This window comes from Variovorax sp. YR750 (assembly GCF_900109805.1).
Classification (GTDB): Bacteria; Pseudomonadota; Gammaproteobacteria; order Burkholderiales; family Burkholderiaceae_C; genus Variovorax; species Variovorax gossypii.
This window is the reverse complement of sequence record NZ_FOBJ01000010.1, coordinates 82,152-100,001: the sequence shown is the minus strand read 5'-3', so window position 1 is coordinate 100,001 and position 17,850 is coordinate 82,152. Positions and strand designations below refer to the sequence as shown.

Here is a 17,850-nt window from a genome sequence, read left to right as displayed (position 1 = left end):
ATGTCGGTTCTCAAGCGCTTGTTGCCGTTGGTCGTCCTGTTGCTCTCCATGCAGCAGGGGCCGGCGCACGCCGCCGACATCTACGGCTACATCGACAGCAAGGGCAACGCGCACTTCGCCTCCGAGAAGATCGACGAGCGCTACCAGATCTTCTTCCGCGGTGGCCAGAGCTTCGACACCGCCAAGGGCATCTCTCCGCTGGGCCGTGGCGCCAGCAGGCTCGACGGCAAGGTGCCGGCCGCCTCGCAGAGCCTGCTCGCCATGTTCGAGGCCTCGCCGAGCTACAAGACCGCCAAGTCGGCGCTGCGCGATGCGTCTAACAAGCACGACATCGACTACGAGCTGCTGCAGGCGCTGGTCGCCACCGAGTCGGGCTTCGACGCGCAGGCTGTCTCGCCCAAGGGCGCGATGGGGCTGATGCAGCTGATGCCCGCTACCGCGCAGCGCTACGGCGTGTCGGCGGACAAGCGCGCGACCATCGAGAAGAAGCTGTTCGACCCGCGCATCAACATCGCCGCCGGATCGCGCTACCTGCGCGACCTGATCGCGATGTTCCCGGGGCAGATCGAGCTCGCGCTGGCCGCCTACAACGCGGGCGAGGGCGCGGTGCAGCGCGCGGGCAACAAGATCCCGAACTACAAGGAAACGCAGAACTACGTGCAGACCGTGCTGCAGCTGTATGCGTACCTGAAGCCCTCCGTTGCTGCGGGTGGCGGCGTTGCGCGCGGCGGTGGCAAGGCGCCCGGGCGTATCCGCATGGAGCTGACGGTGCCGCAGGGCGGCGCGCTCGGCCGAGGCAACATGCCTTCAGACGCGCCGCGCAGCATGCCGACCATGCCCGACATACCCGAGCCATCGGCGGTGCCCACAGGCGCGGCCGATGCACCACCGGGCACGCCGTTGTCCTGATCGACCGGAGTAGGGAGGAGACCATGCACCGTCGAAGCTTCGTTCTCGCGACCGCCGCCGGCATGGTGGCGGGCACGGCGCGTGCGCAGCATCCGGCCACGCACGACACGCTGCCGGCCGTGCCCTCGTCGGCCGAGCCCTATGCGCGACTGCAGGGCGGCGTGCCGCACCACATGACGCCCGAGCAGGAGGCGCAACGCTTCACCGAGAGTGCCGCGCCGCCCGGTCCGCAGGGGCGCTGGGAGCCGCGCGCGGCGCTGCCGATCCCGCGCAGCGAGATGGCCTGGGCCACCGCCGCGATGGGCCGCATGCACGTGGTCGGCGGGTACGGCGAAGGCAAGGTCAACCGCGACTACCACCACATCTACGACCCAAAGGCCGACCGCTGGCTCGACGGCGCGCCGCTGCCACGAGGCGCCAACCATGTCGCGGTAACGGCCGATGGCAGCCGCGTCTATGCGCTTGGCGGCTTCGTCGAGCAGAACCGCCGCTCGGACACCAACGCCTACGTCTACGACATCGCCGCCAACCGCTGGAGCGCCATCGCGCCGCTGCCGCGCCCGCGTGGCGCCGCCGCCGCCGTGATGCTCGACGGCGCGCTGCACCTGATCGGCGGTGCCTCGGAGCCCGCGGCGGAGCGCGCGAGCGTCGGCTGGCACGAGGTCTACGACCCCAAGGCCGACCGCTGGTCGGCACGCAAACCGCTGCCCGGTGCGCGCGACCACGTCGGCTGCGTGTCGCACGGCGGCCAGATCCACGTGATCGGCGGGCGCTTCAACACCTTCGAATACAACACCGACCTGCACCACGTCTACTTGCCCGCACGCGACACCTGGGAGCTGCGCTCGCCGCTGCCCACCGCGCGTTCGGGCCATGGGCTCGTGGTGTATCGCGGACGCTTCTTCGCCATGGGCGGGGAGGGCGGCATCCTCGTCAATGGCGTGCCGCGCCAGGCGAAGGTGTTCGGCCAGATGGAAAGCTACAACCCCGTCGACGACACCTGGCAACGGCACGCCCCGATGACCACGCCGCGCCACGCCGTGGGCGCGGCCGTCATCGGCGACTGGATCTACGTCGCCGGCGGCGGCGCGGTGCTCGGCGGCGCCGTGCAGTCCGCCGTCCACGAAGCCTTTACCCTGGGCTGAGCGCGCAGCCTGCAGACACAACAACAGTTTTTCTCACCAGCTCTTTCATGGATTCCCAACCTCCGCTCGATCTACTCGGTCCCACCGACGGCGACACCACCCTGACCCTCGCCGACTACGCCCAGACCGCCTACCTCGAATACGCGCTCAGCGTGGTCAAGGGCCGCGCGCTGCCCGATGTGTCCGACGGCCAGAAGCCGGTGCAGCGCCGCATCCTGTACTCGATGTCGCGCATGGGCCTGGGCTTCGGCGGCACCAACGGCACCGTGGGCGCCAAGCCCGTGAAGAGCGCGCGCGTGGTCGGCGACGTGCTCGGCCGCTTCCATCCACACAGCGACCAGGCCGCCTACGACGCGCTGGTGCGCATGGCACAAGACTTCTCGCAGCGCTACCCGCTGGTCGACGGCCAGGGCAACTTCGGCAGCCGCGACGGCGACGGCGCCGCGGCCATGCGCTACACCGAAGCACGCCTGGCGCGCATCACCAGCCTGCTGCTCGACGAGATCGACGAAGGCACGGTCGACTTCATTCCCAACTACGACGGCAGCACCGAAGAGCCGCGCCTCTTGCCCGCGCGGCTGCCGTTCACGCTGCTCAATGGCGCGAGCGGCATCGCGGTCGGCCTCGCCACCGAAATCCCGAGCCACAACCTGCGCGAGATCGCCGATGCCTGCGTGGCGCTGATCAAGTCGAACGGCAAGCTCAGCGAGGAAGAACTCTTCGCCATCGTGCCCGGCCCCGACTATCCGGGCGGCGCGCAGATCATCAGCAGCCCGACCGACATCGCCGACGCCTATCGCACCGGCCGCGGCTCGCTCAAGGTGCGTGCGCGCTGGAAGATCGAAGAGCTGGCGCGCGGCCAGTGGCAGCTGGTGGTCAACGAACTGCCGCCGGGCGTGAGCTCGCAGCGCGTGCTGGAAGAAATCGAGGAAATCACCAACCCCAAGGTCAAGGCCGGCAAGAAGGCGCTGAGCGCGGAGCAGACGCAGCTCAAGGCCGCGATGCTGTCGGTGCTCGACGTGGTGCGCGACGAGTCCAGCAAGGACGCCGCCGTGCGCCTGGTGTTCGAGCCCAAGACCTCGCGCATCAGCCAGGAAGAGTTCATCACCACGCTGCTCGCGCAGACCTCGCTCGAGACTTCGTCGCCGATCAACCTCACGATGGTCGGCATCGACGGCAAGCCCACGCAGAAGTCGCTGCGCCAGATGCTCAACGAGTGGATCGCCTTCCGCGAGATCACCGTCGAAAAGCGTTCGCGACACCGCCTGGGCAAGGTGCAGGACCGCATCCACATCCTCGAAGGCAGGCAGCTGGTGCTGCTGAACATCGACGAGGTGATCGCGATCATCCGCGCGGCGGAAGACCCGAAGGCTGCGCTCATCGCGCGCTTCAACCTCAGCGAACGCCAGGCCGAGGACATCCTTGAAATCCGCCTGCGCCAACTCGCGCGGCTGGAGGCCATCAAGATCGAGCAGGAGTTGTCGAGCCTGCGCGAGGAGCAGAAGAAGCTCGAAGACATCCTCGCCAGCCCCGCCGCGCTGCGCCGCCTGCTGGTGAAGGAGATCGAAGCCGACGCCAAGACCTTCGAAGACGCGCGCCGCACGCTGATCCAGGCCGAGAAGCGTGCCGTGGCCGAAGTGAAAGTGGTCGACGAACCCGTCACCGTCATCGTGTCGCAGAAGGGCTGGGTTCGCGCGCAGAAGGGCTGGGCCAGCGAGAAGGCTGCCGGCAACGGAAACGGCGCGGCGCCCGAGTACAGCTTCAAGTCGGGCGACGCGCTCTACGGCGCCTACGAGTGCCGCAGCGTCGACACGCTGCTGGTGTTCGGCAGCGCCAAGGACAAGAGCGTGCGCGTCTACACCGTGCCGGTGTCCTCGCTGCCGGGCGGTCGCGGCGACGGCCAGCCCGTCACCACGCTCATCGATCTGGATGCCGGCACGCACGTCACCCACTTCTTCGCGGGCCCGGTGGGTGCCAGCCTGCTGCTGGCCAACACCGGCGGCTACGGCTTCATCGCCACGGTCGAGAACATGATGTCGCGCCAGCGCGGCGGCAAGGCCTTCATCGACGTGGGCGAAGGCGAGCAGCTTTGTCGTCCGTCGCTGGTGGGCGGCGCGAGCGGCGCCGAGCCGATGCCCGCGGCCACGCACGTGGCCTGCGCCTCGACGGGCGGACGCATCCTGACCTTCGACATCGCCGAGCTCAAGAGCCTGCCCAAGGGCGGCCGCGGCCTCACGCTGATCGACCTGGAAGCCAAGGACACCCTGGCCGGTGCGGCTGCCTACACGCGCAGCGTGAAGATCGAAGGCATCGGCCGCGGCGGCAAGGAGCGCGAGGAAACGCTGGAGATCCGCACGCTGAACAACGCGCGCGGCAGCCGCGCGCGCAAGGGCAAGGCGGCCGACCTGGGCTTCAAGCCGTCGAGCATCGTGCGGGTGCAATAGCCATGGGCGGCATCGACATCAGCGTCATCGGCGTCTTCATCGCCGTGGTTACCGGCATCGGCAGCTACGTGCTGGGCCGGCGCATGCGCGAGAAGAGGGCGGCGAAGAAGCGCGAGAAGGACCGCATCGCCTCTCAGGCGAACGAGACGCGCCAGGTGCGGCGCGCCCGTGAACGCAAGGAGCGCGGCGAGTAGCTCGCCGGTTCGGGAAGGGAGGGCCGGTCAGCGCAGGTCGGTCCACCAGCGCGTGTTGGTCCGCGCGGCTCCCACCGTCACCACCTCGCCGATCACCGGCGTGGCCAGATCGATCTTCTTTGCCTCCGTGAGGGCCGCGATGCGGTCCAGCGGGTCGCGCCAGGCGTGGAAGGCGAGGTCGAAAGTGCTGTTGTGCACCGAGAAGAAGGTCTTGCCGCGCAGGTCCTCGAAGGCTTTCACGCTCTGCTCGGGTGTCATGTGCACGGCGGGCCACATGCTGTCGTAGGCGCCGTTTTCCATCAGCGCGATGTCGAAGCCGCCGAAGCGATCTCCGATCTGCTTGAAGCCCGGAAAGTAGCCCGAGTCGCCGCTGTAGAAGATGCGCTGGTCGCCGCTCTGCACCACCCATGAGGCCCACAGCGTGCGGTCGCGGTCGCCCAGCGTGCGGCCCGAGAAGTGCTGCGCGGGCGTGGCGGTGAGCTTCACGCCGTCATGTTCGGCGGACTGCCACCAGTCGAGCTCGGTCACGCGCTCGGCCGGCACGCCCATCGCCACCAGCCGGGAGCGCACGCCCAGCGGCACGAAGTAGCGCTTCACGTCCTTCGAGAGGTACTCGATGGTCGCCACGTCGAGGTGGTCGTAGTGGTCGTGCGAGAGGATCACGCCCTCGATCGACGGCAGCTCCTCGAGCGCGATCGGCGTCTTGTGAAAGCGCTTCGGCCCCGCCCACTGCACGGGCGACGCGCGGTCGCTGAATACCGGGTCGATCAGCCAGTACTTGTCGCGCAGCTTCAGCAGGTGCGACGAATGGCCCAGGCGCACCACGTGGTTGGTCTTCGTGTCGAGCGCGTCGAGCGCGGCCTTGTCCAGCGGCTTCACGGGAATGGGATCGACCGGCACGGTGTCGACCTTGCTGCCGACGATGAAGCGCGACCAGATGCGCCATGCGCTGGCCTGCGCGGGCAGGTCGGGGTTGGCCATGTTGTGGAAGCCGCCGTCCTTGAACTGGGGCGAGTTCTCGTAGCGCGTCTCGCCGCCCCCGGCGGCGCTGCAGCCCGCGACGAAGGCACAGCCGGCCGCGGCGAGCGCGGTGCCGCGGCGCAGGAGTTGGGGCAGGTAGGAGCCTTGCGAGCCCGGGTCTTCAGCCATGGGAGAGCCTTCTGGATTGTGTTTGTCGGATGGCCGGAGACTATCGAAGGCGCGTGTTTCAATGGTTTCAGCGATAGAAACATTCGGGCAGGAGGGGCATTCCGGTGCTATGCCATGCGCCGTATGGCGGGCGCGGCCGAGGCCCGGCACACTGCCGGACTTCATCGGTTTCACCCGTTCTGAGGAGGCACCAGATCCATGAGCACCAACCGCTATCCCATCATCTACGTGCGCGGCTACGCCATGACCGAGTCGGAGCGCGACGAGACCGCGGCCGATCCGTTCTGCGGCTTCAACATCGGCTCCACGGTTTACCGGGCCACCGTGAAGAAGGAAGCGCCGGCGCAGAAGTTCGTATTCGAATCGCCGATGGTGCGGCTGCTGGCCGACTTCCAGTACCAGAGCGTCTACCAGAACGGCCTGGACATCCTCGACCCCGACTGGAAGCCCTCGCCCGACGCGAACGGCAACGACGTCGACGGCATTCCCTCGGCCTCGGTCATCATCTACCGCTACTACGACTCGGGCTCCGAGCTGCTGGGCGACGGCAAGGCCAAGGACGTCAAGGTGTACGCGCAGGGCCTGAGCCAGCTGATCCTTCGCGTGCGCGACCTCGTGGTGCAGCGCGAAGGGCCCTCGGGCTTCACGGCCGACGACTTCCGCTGCTACCTCGTCGCGCATTCCATGGGCGGGCTGGTGGTGCGCGCCTTCCTGCAGAACCCGGCGCTCGGCGACGCGAAGGCCCGTGCCTGCGTCGACAAGGTGTTCACCTACGCCACGCCGCACAACGGCATCGACATGGGCGGCATCAACGTACCGGCCTGGCTCACGGTGAACGAGATGAACACCTTCAACCGCGACAAGATGTCCGAGTTCCTGGCAACGCCTGCGGTCAACGGCCGCATGGACTACCTGCCGGCCGCCGCCTTTCCGCCCGAGCGCTTCTTCTGCATGGTCGGCACCAACCGCGGCGACTACGAAACCGCCAAGGGCCTTTCGCGCATGTTCGCGGGCCACGGCAGCGACGGCCTCGTGCGCATCGAGAACGCTTCGCTCTGGGCCGTCGACGATGCGGGCAAGACGCAGCCGGTGGCCACCGCGTATACCTACCGCTCGCACTCGGGCTACTTCGGCATCGTGAATTCGGAGGAGGCCTACCAGAACCTCACGCGCTTCCTGTTCGGCGACGTGCGCGTGGACCTGTGGTTCGACGTCGACGGCGTCACCTTGCCGCCCGACCTGCCCAAGGATGCTGACGTCGATGCGCTCTACCAGGTCGAGCTGCTCGCCGCGCCGCGCGGCAAGCGCTGGTACCTGAGCCGCCGCATCGCCGAAGAAGACTCGCCCGCCTGCCGCACGCACAAGGAACTGACCGACCCGGCAACGGCCGCCCGCCGCTCGATCTATCTGTCGACCGTGTTCCTCGCCAACAGGGCGCGCGTGAAGCAGGACCGTCCGACGCTGGCCTACGCCATGACGCTGGGCGTGCGCGTGCCCGACTACCAGGTCAACAACAAGTTCTGGCTCGACGGCCACTACGAAGGCAGTTCGCTCTTTCGCGACACGCTGATCATCGAGATCGCTCCGCCCCAGCCCGGCGACCCGGCCGAGAACTGGAACGTCAAGTACGGCTGGCAGACCGACACCGCCGGCCGTGCCTCGCTGCCTATGAGCCCGAAGCAGCTGGCGAGCGGCAAGCTGCAGTTCGTGGTGCCGTTGTCGAGCCTGGGCGCCGCGCCGGCCGCGCCCGGCATCAGCGGCAAGGTGCGGCTGGAGGTGAGCGCCTGGGAATGAGCTTCCAGAGAGTGCGTTTCCGGTGAGTGGGCTCGTGGGAATGCAGGCAGGCTGAAAGTCAGGTCCGATCGGGGCCGGATCGGCCACAATCCCGCCCCATGCACTACCTCCTGTTCATCGGCGCGATCCTGTTCTTCGCGTTCATGACGCCGCTGAAGCTCGCAGTGGCCGTGTGTGCACTGGTGCTGGTCGTCACCGTGGTCGTCAAGGTGTCGGCGCAGGTCGTCGCCGGCAATTCGCCGACGCTGGGCGAATCATTCAAGTCGGTCTTCTATGCGTCGCTTCTCGTGGCGCTGGCCCTGCTGGCCTTCATGAGCTTCTCCAGCGGCACCGGCATGCACCACGTCGATGGCTGGCCCGCGGTGGCCGTACTGGCGGGCCTGTTCGTGGCCTATACGCTGGGCTTCCAGATCGGCATCGGCACTTCCTTCGGCGCCAGCGCGGTCGTGGCGCTGATCTCCACGCTGGTGTCGGGCGCCATACTCTGGTCGGTCAAGAGCCTCGCCTCCTTCTGATCCCCCTTCCGATCGTCTTCTGCTAGATGGATCCCATGAAAACTGCCGTTCTCGTCATCGACGTCCAGCGTGGCCTTTGCGACGATCCGCCGCGCCCCCATGAGGCCGGCGAGGTGATGCAGCGCATCAACGCGCTCACCGGGCGTGCCCGCGCGGCAGGCGTGCCGGTGGCCTTCATCCAGCATGAGAACGCCGTCGACCTCGAATTCGATTCCGAGCGCTGGCAGCTTGCGAGCGCGCTGAACACCGATTCGCGCGACGCGCGCATCCGCAAGACCACGCCCGATTCGTTCCTGCGCACGCCGCTGGAAGCCTGGCTCTCCGAGCACGGCGTGAAGCGCGTGGTGGTCTGCGGCTACTCGTCGGAGTTCTGCGTCGACACCACCGTGCGCCGCGCTGCGGCACTGGGCTATCACGTCGTGCTCGCGGCCGATGCCCACACCTCGCACGACAAGCCGCACGCCACGGGCGCGCAGATCCGCGAGCATCACAACGCCACGCTCGCGGACATCACCAGCTTCGGCGTGCCGATCCGTGCGGTGGCCAGCGCGGAAGTCGCGTTCGGCGACTGATCCGGCCTCAGGGCATCCGGCCGGTGGCGAGGGCGCTGGCCCAGTCAGGCCTGCCGTTCGACATTGCGAGCGCCGCCATGCTCGCGTGGTCGTAGGGCACAGTGATCAGCGTCGAAGCCCAGCCCGTGGCCAGCCGTTCGACGATGGCATAGCGCGCATCAGGCGAACCCGTCTCGACGACGTGCGGATGCGGATGAACATCGTCGTAGGCCTGTAGCCCGACGCTGCCCGGATTGATGATCAACTGCCCACCCGAAGCACGAACCACGCGAGGCACGTGCGTATGCCCGCAGGCGACCAGTCGCACCCGCGCATCGACCTGACCGAGCCGCGTATCGATCTCCAGCATCGTGGCCAGCCTGAGCAGAGACGGCTCGACCGTCTCCAAGAAGTAGTGCAGGTCGCTCTCGGGCGTGCCGTGGCACAGCAGCACTTCGGGGCTCAACTGGAGCCTGTGTTCGAGCGAGGCCAGCCAGGCGAACTCCTGCGGGCCGAGGCGAGCGTGAGCGAACTCGTCCGATGCTCCGCGCTTGCCGGCAGGCAGTGTGAGCACCTGGCGCTCGTGGTTGCCCGCAAGATGGACCCAGTCCTGCGCCATCAGGAAGCGCGCCGTTTCCAGCGGCATCAGCGGCCCGGAGAGGCTGTCGCCCAGGTTGACGACGGTGTCCGCGCCGCGGCGGCCGATGTCCTCGACGACGGCTTCGAGGGCGGGAAGGTTTCCGTGGATGTCGGAGACGATGGCGATGCGCATGCGCCGATTCTGGGGGAATCGCGAGCCGATTCACCGTCACGAACACCACGCCGAGCCACCCAGCCGCAACCCACCTGCGTGGCTATACTGCGCCCGTCACGTCGAACAAGGCGTGATCGGGTTTAGCAGCCCGAAGCAATCTCTGCGACGCAAGCCGCAGTTTCCCCGCAGGACCTGCGGCTTTGTCATTCGCGCTTCCAGTTTTGGCGGCTCGGATGGGAGGGCTCGCGCCCTGCCGGTTTCTCGCAAGAGGTTGCCCGGTCTGCTAACCCGTCCGAGCTGCCGCCTCGTTTAGCAGCGGGTGTGGCGGTTTTTGCAAATCGCAACCTCTGGAGGTCGTCTGTGACCAAGTCTGCTCGCGTGCTCAAGCACGCGCCGAAAACTGATACCGCTTCAACGCCGAAGTCGGCTCATCCCCAGTCAAATGCCGAGTCGGTTGCCCTGCAAGCAGGCGATGACATCGAGAGCATCCGCCAAGTGCACAGCGCCTACGTATGCCGCGAAAAGCTCGTCGTGCCGATGCAGGTGGATGAGCGCGAGGAGATCTATCCGACCCGATCCGAACTCGGCGCACTGTTCCGCGTGGTCAATGAGGAAATGCAGCGGCGAATCGAAGCCGCGGACAGCACGATCGGTTCCTTGCGCGATGCTCTGAGCAAGCAGGTCCGCGAACCTCATTGATGACCGGCTCGGGACAAGCGCCGGTCAATCCGCCCCAGGCCTCCACACCTTCGCCAGCGCAGCCAGCTTGCCCCTGAACCCCAGCCTGTCGTTCGACAGCGCATCGATGAAGTCCGACAGGCGCTGCGACTTCACCATCGTGTAGATCGTGAGCCACGTCGTCGCGACGAACACCACGCCGAACCACACGGCCTTGCGCCACAGCGGCGCCTCGGCCTCGGCCAGCAGGTTCATGCCGAGGAAGCCGGTGGTGATGGTGCCGATCAGGCCGAAGAGCGTGACCACCGTGAGCCGCACCACGGTGGCGGCCTGGCGGCGCAGGCTGTCGGCGTCGAGGTACGTGTTCATGTCGGCGATGCGCGCCTTGACCTCGTCGTAGAGCGGATCGAGCCCGAGGTGCGTGGCGCACATGTGGGAGAGGGCGCGCACCTGCGCCTGCTCCGAGATTTCGTGGAACCAGTAGCGGTGCGTGAAGCGCAGGAAGCGCTCGAAGCTCGCGCGGATGGCGCGCTTGAACTGCTTCACGCTCGGCGTGCTGCGTATGTCCAGCCGCTTGAGCGCCTCCACCAGCTGGTCGGAGAACATCAGCAGCGAGGCCTTCTGGAAGTGCGCGATGAGGAACAGCAGGAAGTGCTGGTGCCTGAACTGCGCGAGCACGCCGCGGTCGCGGCAGCAGAAGAACTCGGAGCGCGCGTCGCCCACCACGATGAGCGCGTGGCCGTTGCACAGGTAGCGCGTGTTGGGCGCCGCGCCCGCGTTCACCCAGAAGCGGTCGTAGCAGTACTTGTGTTCGAAGTCGGCGAGATGGTGGTCGGCGTAGGGCAGGTGGGCCTCGCTCGTGCCGGAGCCCGCGCCGGTGACCAGCGCGAGCCGCACGAAGTCGTCGCGCGTGAGGCGGCGCGGGTCATCCAGCGAGAGGTACGCCATCACCGGCATTCGGTAGTACTCGATCTGCCGGTAGCGCAGCACGCCCGCGTCTTCCGAATGGTCGCTCACCAGCGGCTGCATCAGGTAGGCCCAGTGCGCGGCGATGCGCGGCGCGCGGTGCTGTGCCACGTGCGAGAGAAATGCCTCGCGCTGCTGCGCGTCGGAGCTCGCGAGCACGCGGCCGTCGGCGCCCAGCCATTCGACGCTGGCCATGCAGTGCAGCGCCGAGCCGTCGGCCTCCCAGCCCGAGGGGTAGGCGCGGCCGAAGCGATAGAGGATGTCCTGCGCCTGCGCGAGGCTCAGGTTGCTCGCGCCGACTTCGAGGTTGAGCATCACCACGTCGATGTCGAAGAAGAAGTACAGGTCGCAATGGATCACGTCGAGCGTGACCGGCGCATCGCCCGGGCGTGACACGAGGCGCACGGCCGAGATGTCATGGCGGCGGAAGATGCGCATCGGTGAGTCGCCATCGCTGCCGCCGTCCTTGCCACGCGAGCGGCCCTCGCCGTAGAGGAAGCGCTGCACGTACGGCAGGAAGCTCACGAACTCGTTGTAGTGCCGTTCGTGGAAGCGGCTGCTGTCGCCGGTGTATTCGTCGACTTCCTCGCGCCAGGGCGACGCGTCGCCCATCTCGCGCAGCACGTGCCAGGGAGCGTGATGGTGTCCGGCGTGCGGCGCGGGCATCAGCCGCAGGGGCCAGAGCAGCGCCTGCCTGAAGTGCTGCACGGTGGGTGCGCTCGTGGAAGACGCATTTGCCTCTGTGGGCATGTTGGCCGCGGGTGGATTCAGCATGACATTGAAGTAGGCAGAAGGTGGGACAAAACGACCACCTAGGGGAATCCCTATGAAATCCTGAAACCGGTTTCATATAAGCTGCAAGCATTGCTTTCAGGGTATGCGTGCGTCCGCGCCGCGCAGATTCCGGGTCCGCCCTCCATGAACTACCAGTTTCAATTCGACGCCGTCTTCGCCGCCTGGCCGCTGCTGCTCAAGGGCACGTGGATCACGATCCAGCTCTCGCTCATCGCCACGGTGCTGGGGCTGGTGGTGGCCATCTTCTGCGCCTGGGGCAAGACCTCGGGGCCGGGCTGGCTGCGCTTCATCGTCAACGCCTACATCGAGGTGATCCGCAACACGCCTTTCCTCGTGCAGCTGTTCTTTTTCTTCTTCGCGCTGCCGGCCATCGGGCTGCGGTGGTCGCCGCAGACGGCCGCGCTGGTGGCCATGGTGGTGAACCTGGGCGCCTACGCCACGGAAATCATCCGGGCGGGCATCGAGTCGATTCCCAAGGGGCAGATCGAGGCGGGCAGGGCGCTCAACCTCAAGTCCTGGGAGATCTTCCGCTTCGTCATCATCAAGCCGGCGCTGAAGGCCATCTACCCGGCGCTCACGAGCCAGTTCATTTTGCTGATGCTGAGCTCGGCGGTGGTGTCGGTGATCTCGGCCGACGACCTGACCTCGGTGGCCGCCAACCTGCAGTCGCAGACCTTCCGCAGCTTCGAGATCTACATCGTCGTGGCCGCCATCTACCTCGCGCTGGCGCTGGCCTTCTCGGCCATGTTCAAGCTGATCTACAAGCGCACGCTCGACTACCCGGACCGCCGGTGAACACAGACGACGGACGGAGCACAACACCATGCGTACCTTCGGTTTTCCCGAATTCCTTTTCATCCTCGAAGCGGCCAAGTGGACGCTCGCGCTGTCGGCCATCGCCTTCGTGGGCGGCGCGATCCTGGGCCTGATCATCGCCCTGATGCGCACGTCGGAATCGACATGGGCGCGCGGCATCTCGACCACCTTCATCCAGATCTTCCAGGGCACGCCGCTGCTGCTGCAGCTGTTCCTGGTGTTCTTCGGCGCGCCGGTGCTGGGGCTGGACATCAATCCGTGGATCGCCGCGGGCGTGGCGCTCATCCTCAACAGCGCCGCCTTCCTCGGCGAGATCTGGCGCGGCTGCATCGAGGCCATTCCGCGCGGCCAGTGGGAGGCTGCGCAGGCCCTGAACCTCAAGTATGTCGACCGCATGCGCGACGTGGTGCTGCCGCAGGCCTTCAAGATCGCGCTGGCGCCCACGGTGGGCTACCTGGTGCAGATCATCAAGGGCACCTCGCTGGCGGCCATCATCGGCTTCGTCGAGGTCACGCGCGCGGGGCAGATCGTCAACAACGCCACCTTCCAGCCGCTCATCGTGTTCTCGGTGGTGGCGGCGATCTACTTCGTCATCTGCTGGCCGCTGTCGCTGCTGGCCGCAAGCATGGAGCGCAAGCGCGCCCGTGCACTCGCGCGCTGAGCCCTGTTCTTCTTTCCGCTTCCCGTTTTTTTCTTTCCCGTCCTTCCTTTCATCTCCAGGAGACATACCCCATGACCCGTACCACCTCCCGCCGCGTCGCGCTCGCAGCCCTCGGCCTCGGCGCAGCCCTCACCGTGTTCGCTCCCTTCGCCTCGGCGCAGACCGTGGCCGACATCAAGAAGAAGGGCGAGATCACCATCGGCATGCTGGTCGACTTCCCGCCCTACGGCACCACCGACGCGAAGAACCAGCCCGACGGCTACGACGCCGACGTGGCCAAGCTGCTGGCCAAGGACTGGGGCGTGAAGGCCAACATCGTTCCCGTCACCGGCCCGAACCGCATTCCCTTCCTGCTGACCAACAAGGTCGACCTGCTGGTGGCCTCGCTGGCTGTGACGCCCGAGCGCGCCAAGCAGGTGCAGTTCTCGCAGCCCTACGCGGCTGCCACCATCGTGCTGTACGGCGCAACCAAGACTCCCATCAAGGCGGCTGGCGACCTGAAGGGCCTGCGCGTGGGTGTGGCCCGCGCCTCGACGCAGGACGTGGCCGTGACCAAGGCAGCGCCCGAAGGCACCGAAATCCGCCGCTTCGACGATGACGCCTCCGCCATGCAGGCACTGATCTCGGGCCAGGTCGACGCCATCGGCTGCTCGGTGACCGTGGCTGCGCAGATCGCCAAGCGCGTGCCCGCCAACACCTTCGAAAACAAGTTCACGCTGGTGCAGCAGTCGATGGGCATCGCGATGCGCCCCGGCCAGGAAGAGCTGCACAAGGCGGTGAACGAGTTCGTGCAGAAGAACACTGCAAACGGTGAACTCAACAAGCTGTATCAGAAGTGGCTGCAGGCCGACCTGCCGAAAATGAACTAACCCCCAGGCTTCGCGCACTTCGTGTCGCTACGCCAACCCCCTTGCAGGGGGCAACACCTGCGGCCCGGCAAAGCCGGTTCCGCGGTGTTCCTTGAGAAGGCGCAGGGCGCCCCACAGTGAGTATCGGAACAACGAGCATGACGACGGAATCGATCATCCGCATGGAAGCGGTCAACAAGTGGTACGGTGAATTCCAGGTGTTGACCGGCATCGACCTGTCGGTGCGCCAGGGCGAGCGCATCGTGATCTGTGGGCCCTCGGGCTCGGGCAAGTCCACGCTGATCCGCTGCATCAACCGTCTCGAGACGGTGCAGAAGGGCCGCATCGTGGTCGACGGCATCGACCTCACGGCCGGCGGCAAGAACGTCGATGCCGTGCGTGCCGAAGTGGGCATGGTGTTCCAGCAGTTCAACCTGTTCCCGCACCTCACCATCCTCGAGAACTGCACGCTCGCGCCGATGCGCTCGCGCGGCATGACCAAGGCGCAGGCGGAGGAGGTGGCCATGAAGTACCTCACGCGCGTGCGCATTCCCGAGCAGGCCAGCAAGTACCCCAGCCAGCTCTCGGGCGGCCAGCAGCAGCGCGTGGCGATCGCGCGGGCGCTGTGCATGGCGCCCAAGATCATGCTGTTCGACGAGCCCACCTCCGCGCTCGACCCCGAGATGGTCAAGGAAGTGCTCGACACCATGATCGCCCTTGCGGAAGACGGCATGACCATGCTGTGCGTGACGCACGAGATGGGCTTCGCCCGCAGCGTGGCCGACCGCGTGATCTTCATGGCCGAAGGCAAGATCGTCGAGCAGGCGCCGCCGCAGGAGTTCTTCGGCAACCCGAAGGACGAGCGCACGCGCCAGTTCCTCGGCCAGATCCTGAGTTCGCACCAAGCCCACTGACCCGCCCACTGATGTCTTTCGAGCTTCTTGTTTCCCTGTCGTCCTTCGGCGCGGCCGAGGTGGGACGGCACGGCCAGCTTTGGTGCTCGCAGCTCTCGAGAACTGCCGGCGCCGATTCGGTCGAAGTGCGCGGCGAGATGCTGCGCGACGCCGATTCGGAGCTGCCCGTACTGAACGGCCTTGCTTCGGTCTACTCCAGCCCCGAAGGCCTCTGGGCCGAGGGCGGCTGGCTCGACAGCGCCGCGCTCAAGCGCGGCATCGCCGCCGCCACGCGCGTGGGTGCCAGGCGGCTGAAGATGTCCATCGGCGACTTCCAGCCTTCGTCGCATGGCTCGCTCTGGGGCCTGAAGGTGGAACTCGCCGAAACCCGCGTCGAACTCCTGATCGAGAACGACCAGACCGTGCGCGCCGGCACGCTGCCCGCGCTGCAGGCCTTCTTCGACGCGGCCGACCGCGCGGGCCTGTCGCTGGGCATGACCTTCGACATGGGCAATTGGCACTGGCTAGGCGAGTGCCCGCTGCAGGCCGCGCAGGCGCTCGGCCACCGCGTGCGCTATGTGCACTGCAAGGGCGCGCAGCGGCTGCCGCACAAGTGGGTGGCGGTGCCGCTGGGCGATTCGGTCGCGCCGTGGCGCTCGGTGCTGCGCGCGCTGCCTGCCGACGTGCCGCACGCCATCGAATACCCTCTGGTGGGCGACGACCTGCTGGCCGTCACCCGCGCACAGATCGACTTCATCCGCGCCGCGCGCGCATAAGCACACAAGAACACACATGACGGAACCCGCTGCCTTCGACGTCGCGCTTTTCGGCGAGGCCATGCTGCTGCTCGTGGCCGACCGGCCCGGTCCGCTGGAGGACGCACAGTCCTTCCACAAGCGCACCGCCGGCGCAGAGACCAACGTGGCCATCGGCCTCTCGCGCCTGGGCCTCAAGGTGGGCTGGGCCAGCCGGCTCGGCACCGACTCGATGGGCCGCGCGCTGCTGGCCGCGATGCGCGCCGAGGGCATCGACTGCTCGCACGTGATCACCGACGCGACGCAGCGCACCGGCTTCCAGTTCAAGGGCCGCGTCACCGACGGCAGCGACCCGCCGATCGAATACCACCGCAAGGGCTCGGCCGCGAGCCACATGGGCCCGGCCGATGTCGACGAGGCATGGCTGCGCTCGGCGCGCCACCTGCACGCCACCGGCGTGTTCGCCGCCATCTCCGACACCAGCCTGCAGGCCGCGCTCAAGAGCATGGACGTGATGCGCGCCGCCGGCCGCACCATCTCCTTCGACACCAACCTGCGTCCCACGCTGTGGTCGTCCACCGAGACCATGCGCCACTGGGTCAACGAGCTCGCCTCGCGCGCCGACTGGGTGCTGCCCGGCATCGAGGAGGGCCTGCTGCTCACCGGCCACAGCAAGCCGGAAGACGTGGCGAAGTTCTATCGCGAGCGTGGCGCCAAGCTGGTGGTCGTGAAGCTCGGCGCAGAGGGGGCCTACTACGACAGTGACGTGGCCGGCACTGGCCGTGTCGACGGCTTCCCGGTGAAGGAAGTGATCGACACCGTGGGCGCCGGCGACGGCTTCGCGGCCGGCGTGGTGAGCGCGTTGCTCGAAGGCCGCAGCGTTCCCGATGCAGTGCGTCGCGGCGCATGGATCGGCGCGCGCGCCGTGCAGGTGCTGGGCGATACCGAAGGCCTGCCGACGCGGGCGCAGCTCGAGGAAGCGGGGCTCTGAACGCCATGACGCAACAGAAGAACGTCCTTGTTTTCCGCCCGTTGCCCGCGGATCAGCTGGCTCGCCTGCAGGCCGTGCACCACGTGGTGGTGGCCGATCCGCGCAAGGAGCCCGAGGCCTTCGCCGCCGCGCTGCGCACCGCGAACGGGCTGATCGGCTCCAGCCATCCGGTCGATGCAGCGCTGCTCGACGCGGCGTCGCAGCTGCAGGTGATCTCGAGCGTGTCCGTCGGCGTCGACAACTACCCGCTCGCCGAGCTGCACAAGCGCGGCATCGTGCTGTGCCACACGCCCGACGTGCTCACCGAGACGGTGGCCGACACGGTGTTCGCGATCCTCATGGCCACGCAGCGCCGCGTGGTCGAGCTCTCGACCATGGTGCGCGAAGGCCGCTGGACGAAGAACATCGGCGAGGAACTCTTCGGCACCGACGTGCACGGCAAGACGCTGGGCATTCTCGGCTTCGGCCGCATCGGCCAGGCCGTGGCGCGCCGTGCTGCGCTGGGCTTCGGCATGCCGGTGCTGTACCACTCGCGCCGCCCGGTCGACCTGGCCGCGCAGGCGCCCGAGCTGCAGGGCCGCGCCACGCACACGCCGCTGGACGACCTGCTCGCGCGCGCCGACATCGTGCTCGCGATGCTGCCGCTGACCGACGCCACGCGCGGCATGATCGACACCGCCTTCTTCGCGCGCATGAAGCCCGGCGCGGCCTTCATCAACGGCGGCCGCGGTGCCTCGGTGAACGAAGAAGCGCTGTTGAACGCGCTCGACCACGGCACGCTGCGCGCCGCCGGCCTCGACGTGTTCGCGAAGGAGCCGCTGCCGGCCGATTCGTCGCTGCGCACGCACCCGCGCGTGACGCCGCTGCCGCACATCGGCTCGGCCACGCACGAGACGCGCCATGCCATGGCCGAGCTCGCGACAACCAATCTGCTGCAGGTGCTGGCGGGCGAGAAGCCCACGGCGCCGTACGACACGGCAAGCGCATGACCG

18 protein-coding genes are annotated in these 17,850 nt (G+C 67.5%); 15 read left to right on the top strand and 3 right to left on the bottom strand.

Features of this window, described 5'->3' with window-relative positions; translation table 11 throughout:
• The 4 genes from BMY35_RS20755 to BMY35_RS20740 are packed head-to-tail and all read left to right on the top strand — an operon-like array spanning position 1 to position 4,692.
• Complete coding sequence (locus BMY35_RS20755; RefSeq protein ID WP_093203146.1) at positions 1–909, top strand: lytic transglycosylase domain-containing protein; 909 nt, start codon at positions 1–3, stop codon at positions 907–909.
• A 23-nt stretch (positions 910–932) separates the two neighbouring features.
• Positions 933–2,054, top strand: a complete 1,122-nt coding sequence (locus BMY35_RS20750) for a Kelch repeat-containing protein (RefSeq protein ID WP_093203143.1) — start codon at positions 933–935, stop codon at positions 2,052–2,054.
• Between the two features lie 47 nt (positions 2,055–2,101).
• Complete coding sequence (parC, locus tag BMY35_RS20745; protein ID WP_093203140.1) at positions 2,102–4,498, top strand: DNA topoisomerase IV subunit A; 2,397 nt, start codon at positions 2,102–2,104, stop codon at positions 4,496–4,498.
• 2 nt (positions 4,499–4,500) lie between these two features.
• On the top strand, positions 4,501–4,692 hold the full coding sequence (locus tag BMY35_RS20740) for a hypothetical protein (protein ID WP_093203137.1): 192 nt from the start codon (positions 4,501–4,503) through the stop codon (positions 4,690–4,692).
• Positions 4,693–4,719: 27 nt separating this feature from the next.
• Here BMY35_RS20740 and BMY35_RS20735 read toward each other — a convergent pair whose 3' ends face one another.
• Positions 4,720–5,841, bottom strand: coding sequence for an MBL fold metallo-hydrolase (locus BMY35_RS20735; RefSeq protein ID WP_093203135.1), 1,122 nt, complete (start codon positions 5,839–5,841; stop codon positions 4,720–4,722).
• A 198-nt stretch (positions 5,842–6,039) separates the two neighbouring features.
• Here BMY35_RS20735 and BMY35_RS20730 point away from each other — a divergent pair, with 198 nt between their 5' ends.
• The 3 genes from BMY35_RS20730 (at position 6,040) to BMY35_RS20720 (ending at position 8,722) form a co-directional block, all read left to right on the top strand.
• Positions 6,040–7,635 carry an esterase/lipase family protein gene (locus BMY35_RS20730; RefSeq protein ID WP_093203132.1) on the top strand — a complete coding sequence of 532 codons (1,596 nt, stop codon included), beginning with the start codon at positions 6,040–6,042 and terminating at the stop codon, positions 7,633–7,635.
• Between the two features lie 98 nt (positions 7,636–7,733).
• Positions 7,734–8,150 (top strand): hypothetical protein, encoded by a 417-nt coding sequence (locus BMY35_RS20725; protein ID WP_093203130.1) that lies wholly within the window; start codon positions 7,734–7,736, stop codon positions 8,148–8,150.
• A 35-nt stretch (positions 8,151–8,185) separates the two neighbouring features.
• On the top strand, positions 8,186–8,722 hold the full coding sequence (locus BMY35_RS20720; RefSeq protein ID WP_093203127.1) for a cysteine hydrolase family protein: 537 nt from the start codon (positions 8,186–8,188) through the stop codon (positions 8,720–8,722).
• A 7-nt stretch (positions 8,723–8,729) separates the two neighbouring features.
• Here BMY35_RS20720 and BMY35_RS20715 read toward each other — a convergent pair whose 3' ends face one another.
• The gene (locus tag BMY35_RS20715; RefSeq protein WP_093203124.1) at positions 8,730–9,473 is read right to left on the bottom strand and encodes a metallophosphoesterase family protein; all 744 of its coding nucleotides are present in this window, start codon (positions 9,471–9,473) and stop codon (positions 8,730–8,732) included.
• 342 nt (positions 9,474–9,815) lie between these two features.
• Between BMY35_RS20715 and BMY35_RS38815 the strand changes: the two genes are divergently transcribed.
• Complete coding sequence (locus BMY35_RS38815) at positions 9,816–10,154, top strand: hypothetical protein (RefSeq protein ID WP_256229014.1); 339 nt, start codon at positions 9,816–9,818, stop codon at positions 10,152–10,154.
• 24 nt (positions 10,155–10,178) lie between these two features.
• Here BMY35_RS38815 and BMY35_RS20705 read toward each other — a convergent pair whose 3' ends face one another.
• A complete protein-coding gene (locus BMY35_RS20705) occupies positions 10,179–11,849 on the bottom strand; it encodes a magnesium transporter CorA family protein (protein WP_093203578.1) in 1,671 nt (556 codons plus the stop codon).
• 168 nt (positions 11,850–12,017) lie between these two features.
• On the opposite strand from BMY35_RS20705, the gene BMY35_RS20700 reads away from it, so the two are divergent.
• The 7 genes from BMY35_RS20700 to BMY35_RS20670 all read left to right on the top strand — a co-directional run bounded on the left by BMY35_RS20700 (position 12,018) and on the right by BMY35_RS20670 (position 17,847).
• On the top strand, positions 12,018–12,689 hold the full coding sequence (locus BMY35_RS20700; protein WP_093203119.1) for an amino acid ABC transporter permease: 672 nt from the start codon (positions 12,018–12,020) through the stop codon (positions 12,687–12,689).
• Positions 12,690–12,717: 28 nt separating this feature from the next.
• Positions 12,718–13,371 (top strand): amino acid ABC transporter permease, encoded by a 654-nt coding sequence (locus BMY35_RS20695; protein WP_093203117.1) that lies wholly within the window; start codon positions 12,718–12,720, stop codon positions 13,369–13,371.
• Positions 13,372–13,442: 71 nt separating this feature from the next.
• A complete protein-coding gene (locus tag BMY35_RS20690) occupies positions 13,443–14,240 on the top strand; it encodes a transporter substrate-binding domain-containing protein (RefSeq protein ID WP_093203114.1) in 798 nt (265 codons plus the stop codon).
• Between the two features lie 137 nt (positions 14,241–14,377).
• On the top strand, positions 14,378–15,133 hold the full coding sequence (locus BMY35_RS20685) for an amino acid ABC transporter ATP-binding protein (RefSeq protein ID WP_093203111.1): 756 nt from the start codon (positions 14,378–14,380) through the stop codon (positions 15,131–15,133).
• An 11-nt stretch (positions 15,134–15,144) separates the two neighbouring features.
• Positions 15,145–15,888: a sugar phosphate isomerase/epimerase family protein gene (locus BMY35_RS20680; RefSeq protein WP_093203109.1), complete on the top strand. Its 744-nt coding sequence runs from the start codon at positions 15,145–15,147 to the stop codon at positions 15,886–15,888.
• Between the two features lie 16 nt (positions 15,889–15,904).
• Complete coding sequence (locus BMY35_RS20675; RefSeq protein WP_093203106.1) at positions 15,905–16,858, top strand: sugar kinase; 954 nt, start codon at positions 15,905–15,907, stop codon at positions 16,856–16,858.
• Between the two features lie 5 nt (positions 16,859–16,863).
• On the top strand, positions 16,864–17,847 hold the full coding sequence (locus BMY35_RS20670) for a 2-hydroxyacid dehydrogenase (RefSeq protein ID WP_093203104.1): 984 nt from the start codon (positions 16,864–16,866) through the stop codon (positions 17,845–17,847).
• The last annotated feature ends 3 nt before the right edge of the window (positions 17,848–17,850 follow it).